This window comes from Pseudomonas sp. PARCl1 (assembly GCF_947311875.1).
Lineage (GTDB): Bacteria > Pseudomonadota > Gammaproteobacteria > Pseudomonadales > Pseudomonadaceae > Aquipseudomonas > Aquipseudomonas juntendi.
In genome coordinates this window covers 17308-36023 of record NZ_CAMZMX010000014.1, presented here as the reverse complement: position 1 = coordinate 36023, position 18716 = coordinate 17308, and the positions used below count along the sequence as shown (strand labels likewise).

At 64.5% G+C, this 18716-nt stretch carries 16 protein-coding genes and 2 tRNA genes; 5 read left to right on the top strand and 13 right to left on the bottom strand.

Annotation, left to right across the window (positions count from 1 at the left end; all coding sequences use genetic code 11):
• Window positions 1-92 precede the first annotated feature (92 nt).
• From QME24_RS10260 to QME24_RS10225, 8 genes are all read right to left on the bottom strand, one after another.
• Entirely contained in the window at window positions 93-461 is a 369-nt protein-coding gene (locus QME24_RS10260; RefSeq protein ID WP_009686241.1) for a hypothetical protein, read from the bottom strand.
• Window positions 458-796, bottom strand: a complete 339-nt coding sequence (locus tag QME24_RS10255) for a helix-turn-helix transcriptional regulator (RefSeq protein ID WP_029885875.1) — start codon at window positions 794-796, stop codon at window positions 458-460. The genes QME24_RS10260 and QME24_RS10255 overlap by 4 nt, the downstream gene beginning before the upstream one ends.
• Window positions 797-1079: 283 nt before the next feature.
• The gene (locus QME24_RS10250; protein ID WP_029885874.1) at window positions 1080-1697 is read right to left on the bottom strand and encodes a Fic family protein; all 618 of its coding nucleotides are present in this window, start codon (window positions 1695-1697) and stop codon (window positions 1080-1082) included.
• Entirely contained in the window at window positions 1694-1864 is a 171-nt protein-coding gene (locus QME24_RS10245) for a YhfG family protein (protein WP_009686237.1), read from the bottom strand. The genes QME24_RS10250 and QME24_RS10245 overlap by 4 nt, the downstream gene beginning before the upstream one ends.
• Window positions 1865-1941: 77 nt before the next feature.
• Entirely contained in the window at window positions 1942-2382 is a 441-nt protein-coding gene (locus tag QME24_RS10240) for a YkvA family protein (RefSeq protein WP_029885873.1), read from the bottom strand.
• Between the two features lie 289 nt (window positions 2383-2671).
• A complete protein-coding gene (locus QME24_RS10235; RefSeq protein WP_009686235.1) occupies window positions 2672-3436 on the bottom strand; it encodes an FKBP-type peptidyl-prolyl cis-trans isomerase in 765 nt (254 codons plus the stop codon).
• A 193-nt stretch (window positions 3437-3629) separates the two neighbouring features.
• A complete protein-coding gene (pcaQ, locus tag QME24_RS10230; RefSeq protein ID WP_009686234.1) occupies window positions 3630-4562 on the bottom strand; it encodes a pca operon transcription factor PcaQ in 933 nt (310 codons plus the stop codon).
• A 10-nt stretch (window positions 4563-4572) separates the two neighbouring features.
• A complete protein-coding gene (locus tag QME24_RS10225; protein ID WP_173887859.1) occupies window positions 4573-5502 on the bottom strand; it encodes an AraC family transcriptional regulator in 930 nt (309 codons plus the stop codon).
• A gap of 414 nt (window positions 5503-5916) precedes the next feature.
• Between QME24_RS10225 and QME24_RS10220 the strand changes: the two genes are divergently transcribed.
• The 4 genes from QME24_RS10220 (at window position 5917) to QME24_RS10205 (ending at window position 9939) form a co-directional block, all read left to right on the top strand.
• Window positions 5917-7257, top strand: a complete 1341-nt coding sequence (locus tag QME24_RS10220) for an MFS transporter (RefSeq protein WP_009686232.1) — start codon at window positions 5917-5919, stop codon at window positions 7255-7257.
• A gap of 203 nt (window positions 7258-7460) precedes the next feature.
• Window positions 7461-8171: a fumarylacetoacetate hydrolase family protein gene (locus QME24_RS10215; protein ID WP_154211813.1), complete on the top strand. Its 711-nt coding sequence runs from the start codon at window positions 7461-7463 to the stop codon at window positions 8169-8171.
• Window positions 8172-8189: 18 nt separating this feature from the next.
• On the top strand, window positions 8190-8948 hold the full coding sequence (locus QME24_RS10210; protein ID WP_232892676.1) for an SDR family oxidoreductase: 759 nt from the start codon (window positions 8190-8192) through the stop codon (window positions 8946-8948).
• A gap of 40 nt (window positions 8949-8988) precedes the next feature.
• Window positions 8989-9939 carry a 2-hydroxyacid dehydrogenase gene (locus tag QME24_RS10205; RefSeq protein WP_154211812.1) on the top strand — a complete coding sequence of 317 codons (951 nt, stop codon included), beginning with the start codon at window positions 8989-8991 and terminating at the stop codon, window positions 9937-9939.
• A 127-nt stretch (window positions 9940-10066) separates the two neighbouring features.
• On the opposite strand, the gene nirD is transcribed toward QME24_RS10205, so the two are convergent.
• The 3 genes from nirD to QME24_RS10190 all read right to left on the bottom strand — a co-directional run bounded on the left by nirD (window position 10067) and on the right by QME24_RS10190 (window position 17302).
• Window positions 10067-10429, bottom strand: a complete 363-nt coding sequence (gene nirD, locus QME24_RS10200) for a nitrite reductase small subunit NirD (RefSeq protein WP_009686226.1) — start codon at window positions 10427-10429, stop codon at window positions 10067-10069.
• The gene (nirB, locus tag QME24_RS10195; RefSeq protein WP_281690834.1) at window positions 10429-12981 is read right to left on the bottom strand and encodes a nitrite reductase large subunit NirB; all 2553 of its coding nucleotides are present in this window, start codon (window positions 12979-12981) and stop codon (window positions 10429-10431) included. Before nirB ends, nirD begins: the two co-directional genes overlap by 1 nt.
• A gap of 295 nt (window positions 12982-13276) precedes the next feature.
• Entirely contained in the window at window positions 13277-17302 is a 4026-nt protein-coding gene (locus tag QME24_RS10190; RefSeq protein WP_281690833.1) for a bifunctional nitrate reductase/sulfite reductase flavoprotein subunit alpha, read from the bottom strand.
• Window positions 17303-17570: 268 nt separating this feature from the next.
• Between QME24_RS10190 and map the strand changes: the two genes are divergently transcribed.
• Window positions 17571-18368, top strand: coding sequence for a type I methionyl aminopeptidase (map, locus tag QME24_RS10185; RefSeq protein ID WP_281690832.1), 798 nt, complete (start codon window positions 17571-17573; stop codon window positions 18366-18368).
• A 108-nt stretch (window positions 18369-18476) separates the two neighbouring features.
• Here the strand turns inward: map and QME24_RS10180 are convergent.
• Both QME24_RS10180 and QME24_RS10175 read right to left on the bottom strand, forming a co-directional pair.
• Window positions 18477-18553: transfer RNA gene (locus QME24_RS10180), tRNA-Asp, on the bottom strand.
• Window positions 18554-18566: 13 nt separating this feature from the next.
• Window positions 18567-18642: transfer RNA gene (locus QME24_RS10175), tRNA-Val, on the bottom strand.
• Window positions 18643-18716 lie beyond the last annotated feature (74 nt).

Below are 18716 nucleotides of genomic sequence, written 5' to 3'. Positions count from 1 at the left end.
GCTGGCTGTCGCGACACAACAAGGGCCGGGCATGCAAATGCCCGGCCCTTTCATTTCATGCCTGCCTGGATAAAACCCGGTGCAGCTGGCGATCAGGCGCTTTCGGGGTAGCTGTATTCGAACACCCGCACCACTTCGGAAGCATGCCACGACGCGGCCTCCATACCGTCGATCGGGCCGGAAAAGCGCCCCAGGCGCTCTACGCATTCGAAAAAGCCGGTACGCGGCAAGCGGCTGGCGCCCTGGCTGATGACCAACGAACTGCGTAGCGGTTGCTCGGCACGCGCGTCCAGCACCGCCAGGTATTCCAGCGCAGCGGTGAGTGTCTGCATGGCCGGGCTGGGCAATTGCAAGCGCTCGATCAGCGCTCTGTAAGTCAGCAAGTGACGTTGACGGCGGGCCAGGTCAAGCTCGCCCAGCAGGTTGTCCCAATGCTGACGGCTGATCCTGACCTGGCTCATGATGGCTCGCTCCAGCCTGCGACCCCCAGGTGCCAGGCCAGAGCACGGCGGATGGCGGCATCCGGGTGGCGTTCGCCTGATTCGATCATGGCCAGGTAGGCCGGGCTGACCCCAACATTGCGCGCCAGTTGCTCAGGCGCGATGCCCTTGGCCTGGCGGATCTGTGCAACTTCACTGAACGCCGGCAGCGCTGCAACGGCTGCGGCGGGAGCCGGCTCGCTGGCACCGGCCTCGGCAGGTGCCTGCCCTGCAGCCTGCAGCAGCGCCTGGTACTGCTCCCAGGGAACCACGGCGTACTCGGGCTGACCGTCGCGGCTGATGACCTGAATACCCATTACAAACCCCTTCAACAAGGATTACAGCATGCAATCCATACGGCCTATCTGGGGGAGCCGGCATAGGCGTTGCAGTACAGCGCGGCAACCCTGCCCTCTCATCCATCCGGATGACAGCCAATAGCGAACGGCAATCGGGCTGCTCCCCTTCTGTTATATCTCATTGTAAGAGATTTCCAGCAGGCGTGCTCGAGAGCGGACATCGTCAGACGAGGTCGGCCCCCAATGAATGTCACCGCCAGTTTGCAATCGCTGAAGCACCCACAGAATCAGAGAACAAGTATCAAGATGGATCGTTGGCTTCCCTGATCGGAGCGCCGATACATTGATTGAAGACGAGCTCCAAAGCCTGGTCATTGCCTTGAAAAGACTCGATATTCGCCGCTACCCACTGCTCCTGGCCAACCCGTCCCCAGGTAATCTCGAAACCAGCGTTCACGACTAGCCATTCAAACAGAACACGCTGAGCCCGACCATTACCTTCACGGAAGGGATGAGCGACATTCAATGTTCCATACGATTGAGCAACGGAAACCACGAGCGAATCACGAGAGTAGCCTTCAAACCAGCCCGCCCGCGCCATTCTGGAAAACTCTTTCGCTACCTCTGGCTCGATACGGTCCGGTACACAGAAGTGGCTATGGCCCTTGCTGATCTTTACGGATCGAGTTTCTCCAGCCCAACTGTAGATACTGGAAAACAGACAGCGGTGAATTCGTTTTAATGTACCTAGATCGTATGGAGGCTCTTCGAACTCCAGCTGCGATGCCGCTACCTGGGTGAGGTAACGCTCAGCTTCCGTCAGATCCTCTGCATTGCGCAGATTGAGAAGGTTCTTCAGGACGTCCGTGTCAGGGTAGCAATCAGGGTCTTGATAGACCCCATACTTGTCGACACTCAAGCCTTGAGTTGCCGCACGGCTTCGCGTGCAGCAGCACGGGCAGGCAACTTCGCTTTGCCGTCGTCTGGCGGCACGATAAAGCCTTCAAGGCGCAGGCTGTTTTCGAAATTCGCAGTGCGATGCTTGGCGAACCACGCTTTTTTGGCGTGCAGGCTTAGCTTGTCCATGGACGAGTCTCTAATGTCTGTAGGTGTCATTGTAGCCGACAGACTCCAAGCCAGGCCAGCTACCCAAAAGTTCGGTTTTACCGGGTATTGCGCTCCAGGCGCAGTGCTTCCGGTGTCGCGGGCAGCCGCTCGACCACGCGTAGCCGCTCGGGTGCCTGGCTGTCGCGCCAGGCCCTGAAGCGGGCCAGTTCGTCGGCCACGGTTTTCAGTACCCAGCCCAGCACTGCGATGTCGTCGAGGAACCCGACGCCCAGCAACCAGTCGGGGATAGCGTCGATGGGGCTGACGAAATACAGCAGGCCAGCGACGATGGTCACCAGCGCCTTGGGGCTGATGGCGCGGTATTCGCCGCGCCACCATGCCAGGCACAGCGACTGCAGCAATTTCACGTCGTCACGCAACTGGCCAAGGCGTGGGCCTTTGCGCGCCACGGCGAACAGCAAGGCCGGCAACCGGCCGCGGCTAAGCAGGCGCTCGGCCAAGGGCAGGAAACGGGCGAAATTCCAGGGTGCGCTCATGGAACCTCCGAGAGGGAAAAGGTTATCCACATTTATTGTGGATAACCTTGTGAACAGGCCACAGTTTCTGACCCTGGGTGCCTGCCAGGCAAGGGCCCCGGTCAGATCGGGCGTTTTTTACACAGTCGTTACAGGCTGTTGCTACCAGCGCCGCGAGCGACTTGCGTCAGAAGCGTCCTACTTCTTCACGCTGCATTTCCTCGGACAGTATCAGCAGTGGCAGGTTCGTCCAAGCAGCTGAAACGAAAACGCCCCGTAAAGACGGGGCGTTTTCGGCAAACAGCCAGTATTACTTGGCAGGGGCTTCGGCAGGCGCTTCAGCGGGGGCTTCAGCGTCCGGCTCAGCGCCTTGCAGCTGGGCCGGGTCCTTGATGGCGATCAGTTCAAGATCGAACACCAGTACCGAGTTGGCCGGGATCAGCGGGCTTGGGCTTTGTGCACCGTAGGCCAGTTCAGCCGGGATGAACAGCTTGTACTTCTCGCCAACGTGCATCAGTTGCAGGCCTTCGACCCAACCTGGGATGACGCCGCTCACCGGCAGGTCGATGGGGCTGCCGCGCTCGACGGAGCTGTCGAAGACCTTGCCATCGATCAGCTTGCCTTCGTAGTGAACAGTCACCACGTCGGTCGGCTTGGGCTGCGGGCCGTCGGCCTTCTTGATCACTTCGTACTGCAGGCCCGAAGCGGTGGTTACGACACCCGGCTTCTTGGCGTTTTCCTCAAGGAACTTCTTGCCAGCAGAGGCGGCTTCTTCGCTGGCCTTGGCCAGGCGCTCTTCGGCACGTTTCTGCAGCGAGGTGAAGGCCTCTACCAGCTCTTCGTCCTTGATACGCTGTTCTTTCTTGCCAACGGCGTCTTCGATACCGAGGGCGACTGCTTTGGAATCAAGGTCTTCCATGCCTTCCTGAGCCAGGCTCTTGCCCATGTTCAGGCCAATTCCGTAGGAGGCTTTCTGCGCCGGGGTCTTCAGCTCGGGGCTGCTGGCCTGTTGATCACAGCCAGCCAGTACCAGGCCAACCAGGGCAACCGCAGCCGCCAAACGATGCTGTTTCATGTCATTTCCTTGTTCATGCGCCATAAGGGCAATCAGGGTAGAAGCCGCGAGCTTATCAGGCGTCCCCAACCCATGGCTACCGGCATAAGAGCCAACAAAGAGGGAATAGTTCCACAGCCTCGCGCACGGCAGGAAGGCCTTGCGGCTGCCGGTTCCACCTCAAGGCGCTGAGCGCCCTGCTGACAGCGCCGGCTCAGGGGTAAACGCCCTCGCGGTACTGCCCGGCCACTTCGCGCAGCACTTCACACACCCACTGCCCCGGCAGGCTTTGCGGCAGGGCCGCATTGCGACAGATGCCCACCGAGCCACCGGGTTCACGCACCCCCAGGTCAAGTTCGACCAGCTCGCCACGGCGCAGGTCGAGCAGCACGGCATCGCGCGGCGCCACCCACACGCCGTCACTGCTCAACAGGTAGCGCCGGCTCAACGCCAGGGACAGCGTTTCCAGGCGCTGCGCCGGCATCTGGATGCCGCATTGCACGAACAGGCTGTCGGCATGCTGGCGGATGGTGGTACCCGCAGGCGGCAAGACCAAGGGGTAACGCCCTACCTGGCCGCGCTCCACGGGGGTGCGGGCCAGCAGTGGGTGACCTGGGCGTACCACCAGGCTCATCGACTCGCTGTACAGGTGCTCGAACGACAAACCCTGGATTTGCGGGCTGTCGGTCATGCGCCCGACCACCAGCTCCAGTTCCCCCAGGTGCAGTTGGCCAAGCAGTTGTGCGCTGACCCCGGTCACCACCCTGATCACCAGCGCCTCATGACGCTGATGCAGGCGGCACAGCACTTCGGGCATGAGCAGGCCCTCGACCGTGGACAGCACGCCGATGCGGACCTGCGACGGCGCCCGTGCCTCGCCGCGCAGGCTGCTGACGCCATCGCGCAGGGCTTGCACGCTGGGCCCGGCATAGCGCATGAAGCGCGTACCGGCCGGCGTCAGCTCGACCCCTTGGCGGCTGCGTGCGAACAGCCGCGTTTCCAGCAGGTCTTCGAGCTCCTTGAGGGTCTTGGAGATCGCCGGCTGACTGATGGCGAGCACGTTGGCAGCCCTGGCCAGGCTGCCCTGCCGGGCAATCTCCAGAAAGCACAGCAGGTGGCGGTACTTGATGCGGGTGTCGAGGTTCATGCCGGCAAGCTTACCGCATCGCCACCTGCGGCGTATCCGGGTCGCGCTGCTGGCGGCGGAACTGCCCGGGTGGCAGGCCGTGGATCTGGCGGAAACGTCGGGAAAAGTAGGCTTCGTCGGCAAAGCCGCACAGCCGTGCCACCTCGCCCACCGGGCGGCTGCCGTTGAGCAGGTAGTTGCGTGCGGCGTGCATGCGCCGCTCCAGCACCAGCTCACTGAAGGTCTTGCCGATTTCCTTGCGCAGCCAGTGGGTCAAGTAGGTAGGCGACAGGTAGGTGGCGGCGGCGACCTTCTGCAGGTTGAGGTCGGGGTCGTCGATATGCCTGCGCAGGTATTCGCTCATGCGGCCCAGCGCAGCGCGGCGGCTGAGCTGTGCGGCATTGCTCTCGGCCAGTTCGCGCAGCGGCTCGGCATACAGGCCACAGACCTGGCCGATCAGTTGCAGCAACAGGCCCTTGAGGATTTCGCGGGTGCCGAAGCGGCGGTTGGCATCCAGTACACGCATGCGGTCGAGGACTTGGCGTAACTCGGCAAAGTCGGCCTCGCCCAGGCAAAAGTCGAGGTGCTCCTGAAAGCGGAAGGGGGACAGCTCTGGCGCCTGCAGGATCGACACCTCTTCCAGGTCCATCGGGTCACAGGCCAAGTGCGGCAGCAGGAAGGTCTGGGAGAAGTTGATCACCACGAAGTCACTGTTGGCCGGGTGCGGGATCACATGCACCCGGTGCGGGAGGATGAAAGCCAGGGTGTTGCGCCTGAAGGGGCGCTGCACGCTACCGATGTGTTGCACCGTGTCGCCGCCCAGGTTGACCTGGATCTGGAAGTACTCGTGGCGATGTGGCGCTGTCTCGGCGGGGCGGCCGCGCTGGTCGCGGATGTAGAAGTCCATCAGCTCGCTGCGCTGCTGCATGACGTAGGTCGGGACCTCGCGCTTTGGGGGCATTGGGCTTACTCCAGGTTCCAGAAGGGCGCTGCCTGTTCCGGCCGCTTCGCGGGCACGCCCGCTCCCACAGCATCATCACAGGGCTTGAGGGCTGCGCTGCACCTGTGGGAGCGGGCAAGCCCGCGAAGAGGCGGGAGCAGGCAACACAAGTTGTACGATGTCCAAACTCATCAAATTAAACCTGTCTGCAAAAACCTGCGCAACCCTGAACGTCCACAGCCCGCTAGAAATGCGACACCCAGCAGAAAAACCGGTCAAAACCCTACCTCTCGATTTTTTGGACAGTGCAGTCTTCCCTCGCCTCCCGTGAAAAAAACGATCTAAAACTGCCGTTGCATTCAAGACGTTGTACGACCACCTTAGTAGAGGGACTGCAGCCCAACCTCTACCAACAACAACAAACGAGGTCGACTCATGTCGAGCACGCCTACCCCCCGCGCCGCGTCGTCGTACGCGCTGGACGCGGCCCCTGCCCAGCGCCTGCCCACCCGCCGCCGCTGGTTCATGCTGTCGCTGCTGCTGGTGGCGACCATCATCAACTACGTCGACCGGGTGAACATTTCCATCGCCGCGCCGTTCATGGCCAAGGACCTTGGCCTGGACAAGGTGGAGATGGGCCTGATCTTCTCCGCCTTCGCCTGGACCTACGCCCTGGCCTTGGTGCCGGCAGGCTTCATCGCCGACCGCTTCGGCTCGCGCCTGACCTACGGCGTGTCGCTGATCAGCTGGTCGGCAGTGACCGTGGCCCAGGGCCTGGCCAGTGGCTTTGCCTCGCTGTTCGGCCTGCGCCTGGCGGTCGGTGCCATGGAGGCCCCGGCCTTCCCGGCCAACAGCCGCGCCGTCACCGTGTGGTTCCCCGCCCGCGAGCGCGGCATGGCCAGCAGCATCTACGTATGCGGCCAGTACCTGGGCACGGCGCTGTTCACTGGCGCCCTGCTGTGGCTGGCGACCACCTACGACTGGCGCCATGTGTTCTACAGCACGGGCCTGGTCGGCATCGTGTTCGGCGTGGTGTGGCTGTTCCTGTACCGCGACCCGTTGAACTGCAAGAAGGTCAGCAAGGAAGAACTGGCCTACATAGAGAACGGCGGCGGCTTGGTCAAAAGCAGCCAGCAACGCACCCGTTTCGACTGGCGCCAGGTCGCCGAGCTGTTCCGCTACCGCCAGGTGTGGGCGATCTGCCTGGGCAAGTTCGCCAGCACCTCGGCACTCTATTTCTTCCTGACCTGGTTCCCGACCTACCTGATCGAAGAGCGCCAGCTGACCTTGATCAAGGTCGGCATTTTCGCGGTCATGCCGTTCATTGGCGCTACGGTGGGCATCCTGCTGGCGGGCATCGTCTCCGACCTGCTGATCCGCAAGGGGTACTCGCTGTCGTTCGCCCGCAAGCTGCCGCTGGTGGTGGGCTCGATGCTGGGCATGTCGATCGTGCTGGTGAACTTCACCGACTCCAACGTGCTGTGCATCGCCGTCCTGACCCTGGCGTTCTTTGCCCAGGGTATCGCTTCGTCGTCATGGGCGGCGGTGTCGGAAGTGGCGCCCAAGGAGCTGATCGGCCTGACCGGCGGGATTACCAGCCTGGCCGCGAACATTGGCGGCATCGTTACGCCCATCGTGATTGGCGCGATCGTGCAGGCCAGCGGTTCATTCGCCATGGCGTTCTGGTTCATTGGCGCGGTGGCGTTGATGGGGACGCTTTCGTATTCGCTGCTGCTGGGGAAGCTGTACCGCATCGAGCTCAAGACTGCAGCTTGAGATTCCCACGGCCTGTGCTGGCCTCATCGCTGGCAAGCCAGCTCCCACAAGGCCTGCGCAGTTGCCTGGACCTGTGGGCGCAGGCTTGCCGGCGATAGGACCGGTACAGGTTGCCTGGATAGTCCAACCCAACCCCGCTTTCGTCCAACTTTACCGGCCAGCCCGTGACATACGCTGGCCACCCCAGCAAGGAGGATTGACCCATGACTTACCTGTTCACCCCCCCGGCCATCGTCAGCCTGCCGATCCGCGGCAGCGATGTGCGCTTTCCGGTCGGCCGGGTGTTCTGCCTGGGCCGCAACTACCCATGGCCGGAAACCTACGGGCCGGCGCCACAGGAGCCGGTGTTCTTCATGAAACCAGCGAGCAATGTGGTCGAGGCAGCGGGCGAGCTGCCCTTCCCGCCGCAGACCGACGAGTTCTGCCACGAAATCGAGCTGGTCGCAGCCATCGCCAAGGGCGGTGCCGACATCGCCCCGGAGCATGCCTTGGAACACGTGTTCGGCTTTGCCGCCGGCCTGGACATGACCCGGCGCGATCACCAGCGCAAGGCCAAGGCCGAGGGCCTCCCCTGGGAGGCGGCCAAAGTGTTCGAGGCCTCGGCCCCCATGACTGCCATCGTCCCCGCCAGCGAGTGCGCCTGGCCGCTGAATGCGACGCTGTGGCTGCAGGTCAATGGCCAGGAGCGCCAGCGTGCCCACCTCAGCCAGCAGACCTGGACGTTGGCCGAAGTCATCAGCCGGCTGTCCCGCCAGCTGCCGCTCCGCCCGGGCGACCTGATCATGACCGGCAGCCCGCCCGGGGTGGCGGCGCTGAACCCAGGCGACACCCTCCACGCCGGCATCGACGGTATCGGCGAACTGCACTTGCACGTCGGCCCCCGCCCTGCCGGGCAAGCCGCCAACGCTGCCTGATTCCCCTGGAGTGACGAAATGAAGCAGAACAGGAAAATCGCTCTGGTCACCGGCGCCGGCAGCGGCATCGGCCGCGCCGTCGCCCTCGCCCTGCTGGAGGATGGCTTCAGCCTGGTCCTCGCCGGGCGCCGTCTCGAACCGCTGCAAGCGGTCGTCGAACAGGCGCAGGCTGCGGGCGGTGAAGCCATGGCGGTAGCCACTGACGTGCGAGATGAACAGAGCGTCGCGCAGCTGTTTGCCACCGTCGAGGAGGTACATGGGCGCCTCGACGTGATCTTCAACAATGCCGGCATCAATGCCCCGGCCGTACCGGTCGACGAGCTGCCGCTGGAAAACTGGCGCAACGTCATCGCTACCAACGTCGATGGGGTGTTCCTCTGTGCCCGCGCGGCCTTCGGCCTGATGCGCCGCCAGCAGCCGCAAGGCGGGCGGATCATCAACAACGGCTCGATATCGGCGCATACCCCGCGCCCGTTCACCGCGCCCTACACCGCCAGTAAGCATGCGGTGCTGGGCCTGACCAAGGCACTGGCGCTGGACGGCCGGCCTTACAACATCGTCTGCAGCCAGGTAGACATCGGCAACGCCCTGACCGAGCTGTCCGAGCGCATGACCCGGGGTGTGCGCCAGGCCAATGGCGAGATCGCCGCCGAGCCAATGCTAAACGTGCGCCATGTGGCCGACGCGGTGCGCTACATCGCTGCGCTGCCGCTGAACGCCAACGTGCTGAACATGACCGTGATGGCCAGCAACATGCCATTCGTTGGCCGTGGCTGAACCTTGCTTTCGATGAACCCTGTTCCTGATGGAGTGACCGATGAAACCCGAAGTCCTGCAACTTAGCCCGATCCTCATCCCGCAGATCCGTGAGCGCCTTGAACAGTTGTTCACCCTACACCGCTACTACGAACAGGCCGACAAGCACGCCTACGTCAGCCAGCATGCCGACAATATCCGCGGCGTGATCACCGGTGGCCACACGGGTATCAGCCAGGCACTGATGGCGCGCCTGCCCAACCTGGAAGTGATCGCGGTCAATGGTGTCGGCACCGACGCGGTCGACCTGGCCTACGCCCGCGACCGCGGCATCCAGGTGACAGCGACCATCGGCGCCCTCACCGAGGACGTTGCCGACCTCGCCATCGGCCTGCTGATCGGTGTGTGCCGGGGCATCTGCACCGGTGACCGTTTCGTGCGCGCCGGCCATTGGGCCACCAGTGCCACGCCGCTGGCACCGTTGCCACTGGCCCGTCAGGTGTCGGGCATGCGCGTGGGCATTGTCGGCATGGGCCGGGTCGGCCGCGCGGTGGCGCAGCGGGCAGCCGCGTTCGGTTGCCCGATTCGCTACACCGACTTGCAGGCGCTGGATGTGCCATACGGCTTCGAGGCCGACCTGCTGCAGTTGGCCAAGCACAGCGACGCACTGATCCTTGCAGCGGCGGCCGACAAGGGTGAGGCGCTGATCGATCGCGACGTGCTGCGGGCCTTGGGCAGCGAGGGTTACCTGATCAACATCGCGCGCGGCAAGCTGGTGGACGAACCGGCCTTGATCGCGGCATTACAGGCTGGCGAGATCGCCGGCGCGGCGCTGGATGTGTTTGCCGATGAGCCGCGAGCGCCCGAGGCGTTGTTCGAGCGTGAGGACGTGGTACTGCAGCCGCACCGGGCCAGTGCCACCGTGCAGACCCGCACGCGCATGGGCGAGATGGTGGTGGCCAGCCTGGTAGATGTGTTTGCCGGGCGCACGCCGCAGGGGCTGGTGTTCTGAGGCACTAGTGCCGGCCTCTTCGCGGGCTCGCCCGCTCCCACAGAGTCATCGCAGGGCTTGAGGGCTGCGCTGTACCTGTAGGAGCGGGCAAGCCCGCGAAAGGGCCGGCACTGGCAATGCACAAGAATCAGGCCACACCCAGTTCCACCGCGTCGCCCTTCAACCGCACCGGCCACACCCGCAAGCGCTGCCCGCTGTCCTCCAGGCATTCCCCGGTGTGCAGGCTGAAATGCTGCTTGTACAAAGGCGCCGCCACCACCAGCTCACCCTGCACGCTACCCACCAAGCCGCGGCCGATGATGTTGGCCCCGGAGCGTGGGTCGCGGTTGTCCACCGCGTACAGCGCCTGGGCTTGGCCAGGTAGATAGAACAGCGCCACCTGGGCACCGTCGAGCCACACCACCACACCGGAGTCGGCCACCAGGTCTTGCGCCCGGCACACGGCCTGCCAGTTCTCGCGTTTGTTCACAGCAGCATTGGACAGCATCATCAGACAGCCTCCTCGACAGTGGGGATCAGGTGCAGCGGCGCGGCAGGCCGGCGTTGTTCGCGTTCACGCACGAAGTGCACGTCCGGGTCGGCGCGCTGGTCGTTGACAAAGGTCCGGAAGCGCTTGAGCTTCTCGGGGTCGTTCAGGGCGTTGGCCCATTCGCACTGATACTGGTCGACCACATGCTGCATCTGCGCTTCCAGTTCGCTGGCAAGGCCCAGGCTGTCGTCGATGACCACCTGTTTCAGGTAGTCCAGCCCGCCCTCGAGGTTTTCACGCCACACCGAAGTACGCTGCAGCTTGTCGGCGGTGCGGATGTAGAACATCAGCACGCGGTCGATCAGGCGTACCAGGGTTTCGTCGTCCAGGTCGGTGGCAAACAGTTCGGCATGCCGCGGGCGCATGCCGCCGTTACCGCACACGTACAGGTTCCAGCCCTTGTCGGTGGCGATCACACCAATGTCCTTGCTCTGGGCCTCGGCACATTCGCGGGTGCAGCCAGACACGGCGAACTTGAGCTTGTGCGGGCTGCGCAGGCCCTTGTAGCGGTCTTCCAGGCGCAGGGCCATGGCCACGCTGTCCTGCACGCCGTAGCGGCACCAGGTACTGCCCACGCACGACTTCACCGTACGGGTCGATTTGCCGTAGGCATGGCCTGTTTCGAAACCGGCCTCGATCAACTCCCCCCAGATGAGAGGCAATTCGTGCAGCTGGGCGCCGAACAGGTCGATGCGCTGGCCGCCGGTGATCTTGGTGTACAGGTCGTACTTCTTGGCCACCTGGCCAATCACGATGAGTTTGTCCGGGGTGATTTCACCCCCCGGAATACGCGGCACCACCGAGTAGGTGCCGTTTTTCTGCATATTGGCCATGAAGGTGTCGTTGGTGTCCTGCAGCGGCACCAGCGCCGGGTCCATGATCGGCTGGTTCCAGCAGGAGGCAAGGATGTTGCCCACCGCCGGCTTGCAGATGTCACAGCCGGTGTGGCCCTTGCCGTGACGTGCGAGCAATTCGCTGAAGGTGCGGATGCCCTCCACCCGCACCATGCCGTACAGCTCTTGCCGGGTGTAGGCGAAGTGCTCGCACAGGCTCTTGTCCACTGCTACACCGCGGGCCGTCAGTTCATGTTCGAAGACTTGCTTGAGCAAGGCCGCGCAGCCGCCACAGCCGGTTGCCGCCTTGGTGCAGCCCTTGACCGCAGCCAGGTCGCTGCAGCCGCTGTCGATGGCGGCACAGACTGCACCCTTGCTGACGTTATGGCAGGAGCAGATGGTGGCGCTGTCGGGCAAGGCGTCGGCCCCCAGCGCTGGTGCTGCGCCGCCTTGCGGCAGGATCAGCGCGGCGGGGTCGGCCGGCAGGGCAATACCGTTCTGGGCATACTGCAGCAAGGTGTCGTAATAGCTGATGTCGCCAACCAGCACCGCACCCAGCACATGCTTGCCGCTGGCATCCACCACCAGCCGCCGGTAGGCGCTGTTGGCTTCGTCGATGAAGCGGTAGCTGCGTGCACCGGGCGTAGCACCGTGGGCATCACCGATCGAACCGACGTCCACCCCCAGCAGCTTGAGCTTGGTCGACATGTCGGCACCGCTGAACGGCACCGGCGCCTCGCCGCAGAGCAATGCCGCCAGGTTGCGCGCCATGCTGTAGCCGGGCGCGACCAGGCCGAACACGCTGCCGTTCCACGATGCGCATTCACCGATGGCAAAGATGCGCGGGTCACTGCTGCGGCAGTGCTCGTCGATCACCACCCCGCCGCGTGGGGCGATGTCCAGGCCGCAGGCACGGCCAAGGGCATCTTGTGGGCGAATGCCAGCGGAGAACACGATCAGGTCGGTTTCCAGGTATTGGCCACCGTCGAAGTTCATGCGGTAACGGTAGGCGTCGCCCTGGCTGATCGACTGGGTGGCACGCGACAGGTGCACCCCCACGCCCAGTGCTTCGATCTGTGCCTTGAGCGCTGCGCCGCCCTCGCCATCCAGCTGCACCGGCATCAGCCGTGGCGCGAACTCCACCACGTGGGCTTCCAGGCCGAGCGACTTGAGGGCGTTGGCCGCTTCCAGCCCCAGCAGGCCACCCCCCACCACCACGCCACGGCGGGCGCTGGCGGCGGCAGCGCGAATGCCATCGAGGTCGTCGAGGGTACGGTAGACCAGGCGGGCATCACCGCTGGAGCCCTCGATTGGCGGCACAAAGGGGTAGGAACCGGTCGCCAGGACCAGTTGGTCGTAGCCGTAGCGGCCTTGGGCGGTAACCACCTCGCCGCGCTCGCGATCGATCTGCAGGACCGCTTCGCCAAGGTGCAGGTGCACGCCGCTGGCGGTGTAGAAGTCGTGCTCGCACAGGGCCAGGGTTTCGGCACAGCTACCGCCAAAGTACTCGGACAGGTGCACTCGGTCGTAGGCGCGCTGGCGCTCCTCGCCGAACACCCGTACCTCGAACTGCTGCAGGGCGCCGCGGCTGACCAGTTGTTCGACACAGTGGTGGCCGACCATGCCGTTGCCGACGATGACCAGTCGCTCTCGTTGCCCGCTGCTCGCTGTTGCCTTCATAAGCCGATCCTCGATCAAAAAAAAAGCGCCTGGAGCCGAAGCTCCAGGCGCCTTTGCCTGTATTCATCACGGTAGGGGGCCCGGTTGATCGCCGTTGATCAGTGGGCTTTGTTGTTACATGGGCTAAGCAGGGAGTGTGCCAAGCCTGGTGCCGGGGGTGGACGCGTTACGCGCAAACCCGCACCTGCACGGGCCTGCACAGCGTTCCAGGCCTTTACAGCAGCGGGCTCGCTCGCCCGCCACCCGGCACCGGCTGCGCACATTCACAGTGCACTGCAGCCCATCGCGGTGCACATCAGTACACGTCACGCCGGTAGCGCCGGGCCTGGTTCAGGCCGTCGACGTAGGCATCAGCCGCCGCCGCATCCATGCCGCCATGCTCGGCGACAATCGCCCGCAAGGCCGCATCCACATCCCTGGCCATGCGCTGGGCATCACCGCAGACATAGAAGTACGCCCCGGCCTGCAACCATTGCCACAGCTGCGCCCCGTGCTCGAGCATGCGCGTCTGCACGTAGATCTTTTGCGCCTGGTCACGCGAGAACGCCGTGTCCAGCCGCAGGTGCCCCGTGGCTTGCCAGGCCTGCAATTGCGCCTGGTAATAAAAGTCGCTCGCAGCGTGCTGCTCGCCGAAGAACAGCCAGTTCGGCCCGCTGGCGCCGCGCGCTTCACGCTCTTCAAGGAACGCCCGAAACGGCGCAATGCCAGTGCCAGGGCCGACCATGATCAACGGCACACCATCGTCCTCAGGCAGGCGGAAGTGCTTCGACACCTGCGGAAAGATCGCCACCTTCAACGACTGTGCCCGGTCGGCCAGGAAGCTGGAGCACACACCGTTGCGATCACCGTAGCGCACCGTGGAAACGGTCAGGTGCACCTGTTGCGGGTGCGCCAGTGGGCTGGAACTGATCGAGTACAGCCGTGGCTGCAACGGCTTGAGCAACGCGAGCCAACTGGCCAGTGGCAGTTGCTGCGGGAAGGCGCGCAACACATCGACCAGTTGCCGGCCCCACAACCACGCCTGCAGTTCGGCCTTGCACTCGGGCTGCAGGAGGCGCTGCAGGTCGGGGGCATTAGCGGCGAACACCTGCAGTTGCTGTGGGGTGACCTTGGCGATTTCCAGGTGTGCCTGCAGGGCTTCGGCCAGCGGCATGGCGGGCTGGCCCTTCAATTCCACCAGCGCCTGGCCGTCGAGTTGCATCAGCGCCAGCAGTTCTGCGACCAGCGCCGGACAATTGCGTGGCCATACCCCCAGGGCGTCGCCGGCGGCGTAGGTGAAACCGCTGCCACTGAGGTCGAAGACCAGCTGGCGGGTTTCCTTGCTGGCACCGGGGCCGTTGAGCAGCCGGTTTTCCAGCAGGGTGGCCGCCCAGGGCCGCTGCTTGGTGTAAACCGCCACGGGTGCCGCTGCGCCGGCCGGCTGTGCCGCGGCGGTGCTCCCCAGGCTTGGCAGCAGTGCCTCCAGCCAGCCGGCAAACACTTCGTCGAAGTCGGGCTCGCAGTCCACCCGTTGCAGCAGGCGCCGGCCGCCCAGCTCGGCCAGCCGCTGGTCCAGCTTGCGGCCAAAACCACAGAACTGCTCATAACTGGAGTCGCCCAAGGCCAGCACGGCATACGGCAGCTCGGCGCAGTGGCCGCCCTCCTCACCTTGCAACGCCTGCCAGAAGTTCGCGGCACTGTCGGGGGCCTCGCCATCACCGAACGTGCTGGTAATGAACACCACGCTGGCAGCGCCGCGCAGCTGGCTGGGGCGGGTCGCCTGCATGCAACTGAGCTGCACCTGCAGGCCTGCGCCGCGCAGGCGTTCGGCGCAGCGCTCGGCCAGCAGTTCGCAGTTGCCGGTCTGCGAAGCCCATACCACCTGGTGCAGCGGCTGGGCTGGCGCCGCGGCCGGTGCCTGGGCAGGGGTCGCGAACAGCCCGGCCAGCAAGCCGTCAACGAACATACGCCGGCTGGCCGGCAGCGGCGCACTGGCCGGCAGGCTGGGCACAGCGTCGGCGCGCGCCTGGGCCAGCCCCAGCAGAAAACCTTGCAGATAGTGGCGCTCGTCGTCGGCCAGCACCGGGGCCGGCAAGGTGTCCAGGCCTAACAGGCGGGACAAGGTGGCGGTCGGCATGCTGGCAGGCTCGGCAACGGAGGTGTGCAGTTCAAGGGCATCGATACGCTCGCCGGCAACCCGCTGCAGGGCCACGGCGCAGTGCTTGAATGCGGGCTGCAACGACAGAGGGTCGAGCGCATCGCAGGTCACGGCATTGATGGCCAGCTGCTCACCGACCAGGTCGTTCCAGTGAAACGGCGCAAAGCAGTTGCCCGGCATTACCCGGTCGCTGATACGCGCCGGGAGCACGGCCTGGCCACGCCGCGAGCGAACGGCCACCTGGTCTTTCTCGGCAATGCCCAAACGGGCGGCATCTTCCGGGTGGATTTCAACGAACGGGCCGGGCTCCAGCTTGTTCAGCGCCGGTACCTTGCCGGTCTTGGTCAGGGTATGCCAGTGGTGCTGCACGCGGCCGGTGTTGAGCACCAGGGGGTAGGCGTCATCCGGCAACTCAGCGGCGGGCAACCAGGGCCGGGCGAAGAAGCGTGCCTTGCCACTGGCCGTGGGGAAGGCGATAGCCGGCCGCTGCCCTTGGTCATCGAGCAGCAGCGTCTGGCTGCTGCCATCGTTCAGGTAACGCAGCGGGCTGCGGTGCTGCTCGCGCCCCGGGGCGCTGGGCCACTGCCGGGGTTGCTGACGCAGGTCGGCATAGCTGATGCCACGCAGGTCATAGCCGGTGGCCGGGTTGTGAAAGCGGCGAATTTCCTCATACACCGCCTCGGCGTTCGGGTAATCGAAGGCCTCGCCATAGCCCATCGCGCAGGCCACGCGGGCGATGATCTGCCAGTCCGGCAGGCTTTGCCCGGGCGGCTCGACAGCGCGGGGCATCAGGGTCAGGTTGCGTTCGCTGTTGATCATCACGCCCTCGCCTTCGGCCCACAGCGCGGCAGGCAGCAGGATATCGGCGTAACGGTTGGTTTCGGTGTCGAGGAAAGCGTCCTGGGCGATCACCAGGTCGGCCTGGCGCAAGCCGTCGAGCACCTGCTGGCGGTTGGCGACACTGGCAACCGGGTTGCTGCAGATGATCCAGCAGGCTTTCACCTTACCGGCCTTGAGTTGCTCGAACAGGGCCACCGTTCCCTCGCCGGCTTCGCTGCGCAGGCTACCGGGTGGCAGTTGCCACTGCTGTTCGACGAAGGCACGGTCAGCCGCCACCAGCGCCGAGCGCTGGCCGGGCAAGCCGGGCCCCATGTAGCCCATTTCGCGGCCGCCCATGGCATTGGGCTGGCCGGTCAGCGAGAACGGCCCGCTGCCAGGGCGGCAAATGGCACCGGTGGCCAGGTGCAGGTTGCAGATGGCATTGCTGTGCCAGGTGCCATGAATGCTCTGGTTCAGCCCCATGGTCCAGCAGCTCATCCAGTTGCCGGCGCTGCCGATCCATTGCGCGGCCTTGACGATGTCGGCCTCGGTCAGCCCGGTGATGGCGGCCACCCGTTCGGGGCTGTAGTCATCGAGCAAGGCGGGCATGTCGTCCCAGCCTTCGGTATGGCGGGCGATGAAGTCCGGTTGGGTGTGGCCATTGCGATGCAGCAGGTGCAGCAGGCCATTGAGCAAGGCCATGTCGCTGCCGGGGCGCAGCTGCAGGAACAGGTCGGCCTTGTCCGCCGTGGCGCTGCGCCGGGGATCTACAACGATCAGTTTGGCCCCTGCCTTGACCCGGTCGAGCAGACGCAGGAACAGGATCGGGTGGCAGTCAGCCATGTTCGAACCGATCACCAGAAACACATCGGCGTGCTCGAAATCCTCGTAGCTGCCAGGCGGGCCGTCGGCGCCTAGCGACAGCTTGTAGCCGCTGCCGGCACTGGCCATGCACAAGCGCGAATTGGACTCGATGTGGCGGGTGCGAATGAAACCCTTGGCCAGCTTGTTGGCCAGGTACTGGGCCTCCAGCGACATCTGCCCGGACACGTAGAGCGCTACGGCGTCTGGCCCATGCTGGTCGATGATGCCACGCAGGCGCTTAGCACTCTCGGCAATTGCCTGGTCCATGTTGGCGCGCACTGGCGGCTGGTTGCGTTGCTGGCGCAGGTAGGCGTCTTCCATGCGCCCGGCCGCCGTCAGCGGCAAGTGGGCGGTAAGGCCCTTGGTGCACAGCCGGCCGTAGTTGCTGGGGTGCTGCTTGTCGCCGCTGATCTTGCCGACCTTGCCATCGGCAACGCTCATGACGATGCCGCAACCAACCCCGCAATACGGGCATACGCTGCGCACTTCGTTATTGACCATGGGCGGGCTCCTGTGGAAACGCAAAAAGGCGCCGGCTGCCCCGGCCTGCAGCAGCAAGCGGGGGCAACACGGCGCCTTTGTCGTGAGAATGTGCGGGCTGTCGACGTTGATGGCCCGGGATGGGAGGTAGCCAGCAATTAGTGGGCCAGCTGGAGCAGACGCTTCTACCACGCCCGCGCTCTGGCGTACCCTGCGCACCCTGCGCACCCTGCGCACCATGCGGTGGCAACTTAACACCCGCTGGCGCTATGCTGGGGCAAATTCCAGCATGAGCAACCGCCCTTTCCCCATGCCCCAGGTGATCCTCAAGACCCCCGCCCAACTCGAGCTGATGCGCCGGGCCGGCCAGTTGCTGGCCCAGGTATTCGCTGACCTCGACAACTTCATCCGCCCCGGCGTGACCACCCTGCAAATCAACGACCGCGCCGAAGCCTACATTGTCGAAACGCTCAAGGCCCGGCCTGCGAGCAAGGGCCAGTACGGGTTCCCCTACTCGCTCAATACCTCGGTGGACCATGTGGTGTGCCATGGCATGCCCAAAGCCGACGAGGTGCTTGAGGAAGGCTCGATCGTCAACGTCGACATTACCCTGGAACAGGGCGGCTACATCGCCGACGCCTCGAAGATGTACTGCATTGGCACGATCAGCGACGAGGCCCGCCGCCTGGTCGACACCACCTATGCAGCGCTGTGGAAAGGCATCGAGCAGGTGCGCCCAGGGGCCACGCTGGGTGACATCGGCCACGCCGTGCAGGCCCATGCCGAGGCCGCGGGCTACAGCGTGGTGCGCGAATACTGTGGGCATGGTATCGGCCAGCAGATGCATGAAGCACCGGAGGTCTTGCATGTGGGCCAGCGCGGCATGGGCATGAAGCTCAAGCCAGGCATGGTGTTCACCATCGAACCGATGATCAACCAGGGTGGGCGCGGCACGCGCGAACTGAAAGATGGCTGGACGGTGGTTACCCGCGACCACAGCCTGTCGGCGCAGTGGGAGCACACGGTGGCGGTGACGGACGACGGTTTCGAAATGCTGACGTTGCGTGAAGAAGAACGCCGGGGCTGAAACTGAAGCGCTCTGCGGGCTCTTGAAGCATACAGGCAAAAAAAAAGCGACCCTAAGGTCGCTTTCTTTGTAACTTCCGGGTGTTCAGTGGGCCCAGGAAGTTGAATATGGCGCAGCGGACGGGACTCGAACCCGCGACCCCCGGCGTGACAGGCCGGTATTCTAACCGACTGAACTACCGCTGCGCTATACATCGAGTGGTGGGTGATGACGGGATCGAACCGCCGACCCTCTGCTTGTAAGGCAGATGCTCTCCCGGCTGAGCTAATCACCCATGTCTCTCGGTGTGGCGCGCATTCTACGTACGCCCCTGCACCCTGGCAAGCACTTTTTAAACTTTTTTCAAAA

Excerpts from the sequence above, each read along its gene's own strand:
- QME24_RS10260 (WP_009686241.1), bottom strand. The coding sequence starts at position 461 with ATGAGCCAGGTCAGGATCAGCCGTCAGCATTGGGACAACCTGCTGGGC.
- QME24_RS10255 (WP_029885875.1), bottom strand. The coding sequence starts at position 796 with ATGGGTATTCAGGTCATCAGCCGCGACGGTCAGCCCGAGTACGCCGTG.
- QME24_RS10245 (WP_009686237.1), bottom strand. The coding sequence starts at position 1,864 with ATGGACAAGCTAAGCCTGCACGCCAAAAAAGCGTGGTTCGCCAAGCAT.
- QME24_RS10240 (WP_029885873.1), bottom strand. The coding sequence starts at position 2,382 with ATGAGCGCACCCTGGAATTTCGCCCGTTTCCTGCCCTTGGCCGAGCGC.
- QME24_RS10235 (WP_009686235.1), bottom strand. The coding sequence starts at position 3,436 with ATGAAACAGCATCGTTTGGCGGCTGCGGTTGCCCTGGTTGGCCTGGTA.
- pcaQ (WP_009686234.1), bottom strand. The coding sequence starts at position 4,562 with ATGAACCTCGACACCCGCATCAAGTACCGCCACCTGCTGTGCTTTCTG.
- QME24_RS10225 (WP_173887859.1), bottom strand. The coding sequence starts at position 5,502 with ATGCCCCCAAAGCGCGAGGTCCCGACCTACGTCATGCAGCAGCGCAGC.
- QME24_RS10220 (WP_009686232.1), top strand. The coding sequence starts at position 5,917 with ATGTCGAGCACGCCTACCCCCCGCGCCGCGTCGTCGTACGCGCTGGAC.
- QME24_RS10215 (WP_154211813.1), top strand. The coding sequence starts at position 7,461 with ATGACTTACCTGTTCACCCCCCCGGCCATCGTCAGCCTGCCGATCCGC.
- QME24_RS10210 (WP_232892676.1), top strand. The coding sequence starts at position 8,190 with ATGAAGCAGAACAGGAAAATCGCTCTGGTCACCGGCGCCGGCAGCGGC.
- QME24_RS10205 (WP_154211812.1), top strand. The coding sequence starts at position 8,989 with ATGAAACCCGAAGTCCTGCAACTTAGCCCGATCCTCATCCCGCAGATC.
- nirD (WP_009686226.1), bottom strand. The coding sequence starts at position 10,429 with ATGATGCTGTCCAATGCTGCTGTGAACAAACGCGAGAACTGGCAGGCC.
- nirB (WP_281690834.1), bottom strand. The coding sequence starts at position 12,981 with ATGAAGGCAACAGCGAGCAGCGGGCAACGAGAGCGACTGGTCATCGTC.
- QME24_RS10190 (WP_281690833.1), bottom strand. The coding sequence starts at position 17,302 with ATGGTCAATAACGAAGTGCGCAGCGTATGCCCGTATTGCGGGGTTGGT.
- map (WP_281690832.1), top strand. The coding sequence starts at position 17,571 with ATGAGCAACCGCCCTTTCCCCATGCCCCAGGTGATCCTCAAGACCCCC.